Here is a 6,011-nt window from a genome sequence, read left to right as displayed (position 1 = left end):
CAGGATCCGCATCGCCCGCCCGACGGACACGGGGGTGCCGTCGGTCTCCCAGACGGGCTGGACCACCCCGTCGGAGATGAACCGGCCGAGCAACCGCAGCGGGATCGCGTGCCCACCGGTCGCCCAGGCGCCTTCGGTGTCCAGGTGCAGGTACACCCGGTAGTGCGCTGCCCGGCTGGTCGAGGTCACCGAGTCGAGGGAGCGGGTGGCCATCTCCTCCAACGCATCCGCGTAGGTCGGCAACCCCGCANCTTGACGGCCTGCTCGACCAGGGCGCCGATGGTGGCGGGGGCGGAGTAGCGCAGCTGGAACCGTCCGTCCGCGTCGTAGCTCATCGACAGCTCGGGTTTCGCGCACGCCCGCTGCTCGGCCATCGACCGCCGCGCAGCCTCTTCCGCCCGCTCGACCTCGGCCCGCGCATCCGTCGCGCTACCGGAGCCGTCCTCACCGCCTTCATCCGCCACCGTCGGGGCGGGGAACGCGTGCCGGGACACGGCCCGGCGCAGCTGCGGCACCGTCGCCTCCCGGGCGAGGGCGGTGACCGAGGCCAGGTAGCCGGTCGGGACGCCGTGGGCGATGACCGCGACCTGGTCCAGCGACAGCTCACCCGCATCCAGCGCCGAAGACGCGTCGACGNGGCCCGGCGGCGCGCGACCGCCACCACGTCCTTGGCGTGCGCCGGCGACAACCCGGCCCGCACGACCAGGTAGTGCTCCGGGGTCTTGAACCCACCGTCACCCCAGTGCCGGTCCGTGATGAGCTCGGCGGCGATGTCGACCAGCTCGGCCTGCGCCCGGTTCAACCGCCCCGCGACCGCGGCAGTGCGGGCCCACAGCTCCTGCTGCCGGCGGTGCCGGGTCTGCGCGAGCGGGGCGGTGGACACGCCACAATCGTACAGGTGTTCGAACAAGAGAGTAAGCGTTGTCCACACCGATCCGCTTGCAGCGCAATGAGATCAGGCCTGTGGATGAGCGCCGGGCCAAAGCTGTGTCGTGGACAGTGGGCACGGGCAGATGTCCCACCGTATACCCAACGATCCCTTGACCGCCCTACTCCGGCCGCCATCCGGCGAGGACGGCGCACGCGGCGTTCGTGGCGTCGGCGAGGGCGTGGTCGGCGGCCCTCTGCAGCCGCAGCAGGAGCGAGTGGCGCGACGAAGCCGTCACGGCGTTGAGGGCACCGTCACCAGCCGCCAGCGCGACGTCCACGACGTGGCCGACCGTGCCGGCCAGGGCGATCACCTTGGCTGCGCGGGCCGGCAGTCCCGATGGCAGGCCCCAGCGCCCACCCAGGGCCGCGTCCGCCAGCTCCCGAGCCGAGGACGCCGCGAACGGCTGGCCACCGAGCGCGTCGAGGTGCTCCGTCGCCACCCGCAGCTCCTCGCGCAGGTGCCGCTCGAGCTGCGAGGCCTCCAGGGCCTCTACCCGGTGCTGCGCGACGGGCTCGGCGTCGTAGGCGGCCCAGTCCACGCGGGTGCCGACATCGAGGCCACCCCGGGTGTCGTCGCCGAACGACGATATCGACGGCACGAGCATTCCACCGAGCGCCGGGACGAAGACGCACTCCCGGCCGTCGGCCGCGGCGGCGAGCACCTCAGGTGCGGCACGCGGCATACCCACGAGGTCTCCTGGCGCAGGAAGCGCCACCAACAGCGCTCGCTCGCCGAGGTCGTGCCACAGCGACAGCCGGTCGAGGTCGCCCTCGACGTGGTCGATGTCGGGCAGCGCCCGGCGGACCGCGGACTCCACCGACGCACCCGTCGCCCACGCGTGGGTGGTCCACAGCGAAAGGCGCACAGACGCAGGGAGTTCAGGCATCCGACAATGCTAAGCCGATAGGGTCCGGTGCCATGAGTGACGTCCTGGAGTTCGCCGGAGTGAGTGTGGTGCGGGGCCACACGACCCTGCTCGACGACCTCACGTGGGAGGTCGAGGAGGGACAGCGCTGGGTGATCCTGGGGCCCAACGGTGCAGGCAAGACGACGCTCCTGCAGCTCGCCGCCGGGCGCATGCACCCCACCCGTGGCGTGGCCGGGGTCCTCGGGGAGGTGCTGGGTGCCGTCGACGTGTTCGAGCTGCGCCCCCGCATCGGGCTGGCGTCGGCCGCCCTCGCTGAGCGCATCCCCGGCGACGAGATCGTGCACAACGTCGTCGTCACCGCCTCCTGGGGCGTCGTCGGGCGCTGGCGCGAGTCCTACGAGACGTTCGACCACGCTCGCGCCTTCGAGCTGCTCCAGGCCCTCGGCGCCGACCACCTCGCCGACCGCACCTACGGCACCCTGTCCGAGGGCGAGCGCAAGCGCGTCCAGATCGCCCGCGCCCTGATGACCGACCCCGAGCTCATGCTCCTCGACGAGCCGGCCGCGGGCCTCGACCTCGGCGGTCGGGAGGACCTCGTACGCCGCCTGGGCGAGCTCGCCGCGGACGTCGACGCCCCGGCGCTCGTCCTGGTCACCCACCACGTGGAAGAGATCCCGCCGAACTTCACCGACGTCCTGCTGCTGCGTGAGGGCAAGGTCGTCGCGAAGGGGCCGGTGGAGATCACCCTGACGGCGGAGAACCTCTCGGCCACCTTCGGGATGCCGCTGGAGCTCGAGCGCCGAGGTGACCGGTGGACTGCGCGACTGCGCAGCGGTGAAGGAACGTCCGGGCCCGCCCCGACGTCCTAGGGTTTGAGCGCACTGCATCAGGAGGGGAACGCATGAACTGGATCGGTGACAGCCCGTGGCTCGCGTGGCTGGGTGTGGCGTTGGTGCTGGGGGCGATCGAGGCTGCGACGGTCGACTTCGTCTTCATCATGCTCGCCGCGGGAGCCTTGGCGTCCGCGGTGGCGGCGGCCCTGGGAGCCGGTGTCGCGCTGCAGATCGTGGTCGGCGTCGTCGTCGCCGTGGTGCTGCTGCTGGTCGTGCGGCCGTTCCTCAAGCGGAAGTTCAACGAGAACTTCGCCGCCGACTCCATCGGGGCCCGCGGGCTGGTCGGCCGCACGGCATACGTGCTGCAGACGGTGACCAGCACCGAGGGCCGCGTGAAGCTCGGCGGCGAGACGTGGTCCGCGCGGGTCGCCGAGGCGGCCGACCGGTTCAGCCCGGGGGAGCAGGTCCGCGTGGTGTCCATCCAGGGGGCGACCGCCTTCGTGGACGGTGTGTCCGGCCAACAGGTGCCGGACGAGACAGGGGAGTGACGGATGGACTTCAGTGCAGGCTTCATCGTCCTGCTGTTGCTGGTCGTGTTCGCGGCGATCGTCATCATCAGGACGGTCCGGATCGTGCCGCAGCAGACGGCGCTGATCATCGAGCGGCTCGGACGCTACTCACGGACTCTCGAGGGAGGCATCCACTTCCTGGTCCCGTTCGTCGACAAGGTCCGTGCCAACGTCGACCTGCGTGAGCAGGTGGTCTCGTTCCCGCCGCAGCCGGTGATCACCTCCGACAACCTCGTCGTCAACATCGACACCGTCATCTACTACTCGGTCATCGACGCGAAGTCCGCGGTCTACGAGATCGCCAACTTCATCCAGGGCATCGAGCAGCTCACCGTCACCACGCTCCGCAACGTCATCGGCTCCCTGGACCTCGAGCAGACGCTGACCAGCCGTGACCAGATCAACGCCCAGCTGCGCGGTGTCCTCGACGAGGCGACCGGCAAGTGGGGCATCCGCGTCAACCGCGTCGAGCTCAAGGCGATCGACCCGCCCATGTCGGTGCAGGAGTCGATGGAGAAGCAGATGAAGGCGGAGCGTGAGCGCCGCGCGCAGATCCTGTATGCCGAGGGCACCAAGCAGTCCGCGATCCTCACCGCCGAGGGTGAGAAGCAGAGCCAGATCCTGCGCGCCGAGGGCTCGGCCCAGGCCCGCATCCTCGAGGCCCAGGGCCAGGCCCGCGCCATCCAGCAGGTTTTCGACGCCATCCACCGCGGCAAGCCCACCCAGAAGCTGCTGGCCTACCAGTACCTCCAGGTGCTCCCGCAGATCGCCCGGGGCGACTCCAACAAGATGTGGATCATCCCGAGCGAGCTGACCGACGCCCTTCGCGGCATCGGCGGCGCCCTCGGCGCCACCGACAAGGGCACGGGCCCCGACGGCGGTGGCGAGGACGAGTGGGTCGACCCGGGCCAGCTCAAGGACGCCTTCGACGAGACGGTCCTCGAGGACCCCATGCAGGCCCTTGCCGAGGCACGGGGCCTCGCCGGCAAGGCGAGCCAGGAGGCCACCGAGCACGCAGCGCCGATCCAGCGCGTCCAGCCGGCGATCGGCCGCCCGGCCGACGCCGTGCCTGAGCCCGAGCTGTTCGACGCGCCGGAGGCCGGTCCTGTGCCGCCCGCGGCGCCCGCCCCCGATGCACCGCAGCCCACCGCGCCGGTCGCCTCGCCGGAGGAGCCGACCGCGCCGGTCCCGCCGCCCCCGGTGGCACCCGAGGACGGGCCGCGCGCGCCGGGCGCCTGACACAGACGCACGCATGACGGTGAGGGCCGGACGACGGCCCTCACCGTCGCGTCGCTAGGGTGCTCGGGTGTCCCTCCTCGAAGCCCTCGGCATCCTGCTGGCCGGGCTCGGCGCAGGCACCATCAACACCATCGTCGGCTCCGGCACGCTGATCACGTTCCCCACGCTGCTGTTCCTCGGGTACCCGCCGGTGGTCGCCAACGTGTCCAACACGGTCGGCCTCGTGGCTGGCGGCGTCACGGGGGTCCACGGCTACCGCAACGAGCTGCGTGGCTCGGGCCCCGCGCTGCGACGACTCGCCCCGGCATCACTGCTCGGCGGCGTCATCGGAGCGGTCCTCCTGCTCGTGCTGCCGCCCGAGGCGTTCACCGCGATCGTGCCGGTGCTCATCGGCCTCGGCCTCGTGCTCGTGGTCCTCGGTCCCCGGCTCAACCGCGGGGCCGCCCTGCGCCACGAGCAGGGAGGTGCCCGGCCGGTTGCCTGGCACGGACCCGCGCTGGTGGCGGGCACCCTGGTGGCCGGCATCTACGGCGGCTACTTCGGCGCCGCCCAGGGCGTCATCCTCATGGGGCTCATGAGCGCCCTGTCCAGCGAGCCGATCCAGCGCCTCAACGGCTACAAGAACGTCCTCGCCACCATCGTCAACGCCGTCGCAGCCATCACCTTCATCCTGGTGGCCCGCGACGAGGTCAACTGGCTCGTCGCGCTGCTCGTCGGGGTCGGGGCCTTCGCCGGCGGGTTCGTGGGGTCGAAGATCGGCCGGCGCCTGCCACCGGTGGTCCTGCGTGGCGTCATCATCGTCGTCGGGCTCGTGGGGATCATCAAGATCGTCTGGTTCAGCTGATGGACTGGACGGCGGTCCTGCTCCTCGGGGCCGCGCTCTTCGCCGGCGCCTTCGTGCAGTCGTCCATCGGGTTCGGGATGGCCGTCGTGGCAGCGCCGTTCCTCGTCGTGGCGACCCCCTCGCTGATGCCGGGCGCGCTGCTCGTGACCAGCTTCTGCCTGCCTGTCGTGCAGCTGGCCCACGGTCCCAAGCAGATCGCCTGGCGGCCGCTCGGCTGGGCGCTCGGAGCGCGCCTGCTGCTCACGCCGGTCGGCGTCGCCGTCGTCGCACTCCTGTCGGTCCGGGCCATCTCGGTGGTCGTGGGCATCCTCATCCTCGTCACCGTGGCTGCCTCGGTCTCCGCCCTCGACCTGCGCCCCACCCCGCGCAACGCGGCCGCCGCTGGGGCGGTGGCCGGCGTGGCCGGTACGGCGGCGTCGATCGGCGGCCCCTACCTCGCCCTCGTCCTGCAGCACGAGCGCCCCGAGCGGCTGCGCGCGACGCTCGCCGCGTTCTTCCTCGTCGGCACCTCGATGGCCGTGTTGGGGCTGGCGCTGGCGGGCGAGTTCAGCCGCGAGCAGCTGCTCGCCGGTCTCACCTGGGTCCCCTTCGTGGTCGCCGGGTATGCCGCCGCGGCGCCGGCCCGTGCGCACCTCGACCGGGAGCGGCTGCGGCGCGCGGTCCTCGTCTTCTGCGTGGTCGCCGGCGCCAGTGTCATCGTGCGCGCGCTGGTGTTCTAGCCTGCTCG

The 6,011-nt window shown here is 71.8% G+C and carries 6 protein-coding genes and 2 pseudogenes; 5 read left to right on the top strand and 3 right to left on the bottom strand.

What is annotated here, in order from left to right; all coding sequences use genetic code 11:
* From ASG70_RS19550 to ASG70_RS17975, 3 genes and pseudogenes are all read right to left on the bottom strand, one after another.
* Positions 1-213, bottom strand: a pseudogene (locus ASG70_RS19550) (HNH endonuclease); the annotation flags it as partial.
* A gap of 424 nt (positions 214-637) precedes the next feature.
* Positions 638-883 (bottom strand): annotated as a pseudogene (locus tag ASG70_RS20175) (HNH endonuclease); the annotation flags it as partial.
* A 166-nt stretch (positions 884-1,049) separates the two neighbouring features.
* Complete coding sequence (locus ASG70_RS17975) at positions 1,050-1,817, bottom strand: hypothetical protein (RefSeq protein ID WP_082590986.1); 768 nt, start codon at positions 1,815-1,817, stop codon at positions 1,050-1,052.
* A gap of 32 nt (positions 1,818-1,849) precedes the next feature.
* Here ASG70_RS17975 and ASG70_RS17970 point away from each other — a divergent pair, with 32 nt between their 5' ends.
* The 5 genes from ASG70_RS17970 (at position 1,850) to ASG70_RS17950 (ending at position 6,003) form a co-directional block, all read left to right on the top strand.
* On the top strand, positions 1,850-2,668 hold the full coding sequence (locus tag ASG70_RS17970) for an ABC transporter ATP-binding protein (RefSeq protein WP_056885186.1): 819 nt from the start codon (positions 1,850-1,852) through the stop codon (positions 2,666-2,668).
* Positions 2,669-2,700: 32 nt separating this feature from the next.
* Positions 2,701-3,180, top strand: coding sequence for an NfeD family protein (locus ASG70_RS17965; RefSeq protein ID WP_056885185.1), 480 nt, complete (start codon positions 2,701-2,703; stop codon positions 3,178-3,180).
* A 3-nt stretch (positions 3,181-3,183) separates the two neighbouring features.
* Positions 3,184-4,440, top strand: a complete 1,257-nt coding sequence (locus ASG70_RS17960) for an SPFH domain-containing protein (protein WP_082590985.1) — start codon at positions 3,184-3,186, stop codon at positions 4,438-4,440.
* A gap of 67 nt (positions 4,441-4,507) precedes the next feature.
* A complete protein-coding gene (locus tag ASG70_RS17955; protein ID WP_056885184.1) occupies positions 4,508-5,284 on the top strand; it encodes a sulfite exporter TauE/SafE family protein in 777 nt (258 codons plus the stop codon).
* On the top strand, positions 5,284-6,003 hold the full coding sequence (locus ASG70_RS17950; protein WP_056885183.1) for a sulfite exporter TauE/SafE family protein: 720 nt from the start codon (positions 5,284-5,286) through the stop codon (positions 6,001-6,003). The genes ASG70_RS17955 and ASG70_RS17950 overlap by 1 nt, the downstream gene beginning before the upstream one ends.
* Positions 6,004-6,011 lie beyond the last annotated feature (8 nt).

The sequence above is a fragment of the Phycicoccus sp. Soil748 genome (assembly GCF_001428025.1).
In the GTDB taxonomy this organism is placed as follows: domain Bacteria; phylum Actinomycetota; class Actinomycetes; order Actinomycetales; family Dermatophilaceae; genus Pedococcus.
Note: the sequence above shows the minus strand (reverse complement) of the source record. Positions and strands in the feature narration are given on the sequence as shown.

What these genes read in the sequence shown, in the direction of transcription:
- ASG70_RS17950 (WP_056885183.1), top strand. Translation starts at nt 5,284, where the DNA reads ATGGACTGGACGGCGGTCCTGCTCCTCGGGGCCGCGCTCTTCGCCGGC.
- ASG70_RS17975 (WP_082590986.1), bottom strand. Translation starts at nt 1,817, where the DNA reads ATGCCTGAACTCCCTGCGTCTGTGCGCCTTTCGCTGTGGACCACCCAC.
- ASG70_RS17965 (WP_056885185.1), top strand. Translation starts at nt 2,701, where the DNA reads ATGAACTGGATCGGTGACAGCCCGTGGCTCGCGTGGCTGGGTGTGGCG.
- ASG70_RS17970 (WP_056885186.1), top strand. Translation starts at nt 1,850, where the DNA reads ATGAGTGACGTCCTGGAGTTCGCCGGAGTGAGTGTGGTGCGGGGCCAC.
- ASG70_RS17960 (WP_082590985.1), top strand. Translation starts at nt 3,184, where the DNA reads ATGGACTTCAGTGCAGGCTTCATCGTCCTGCTGTTGCTGGTCGTGTTC.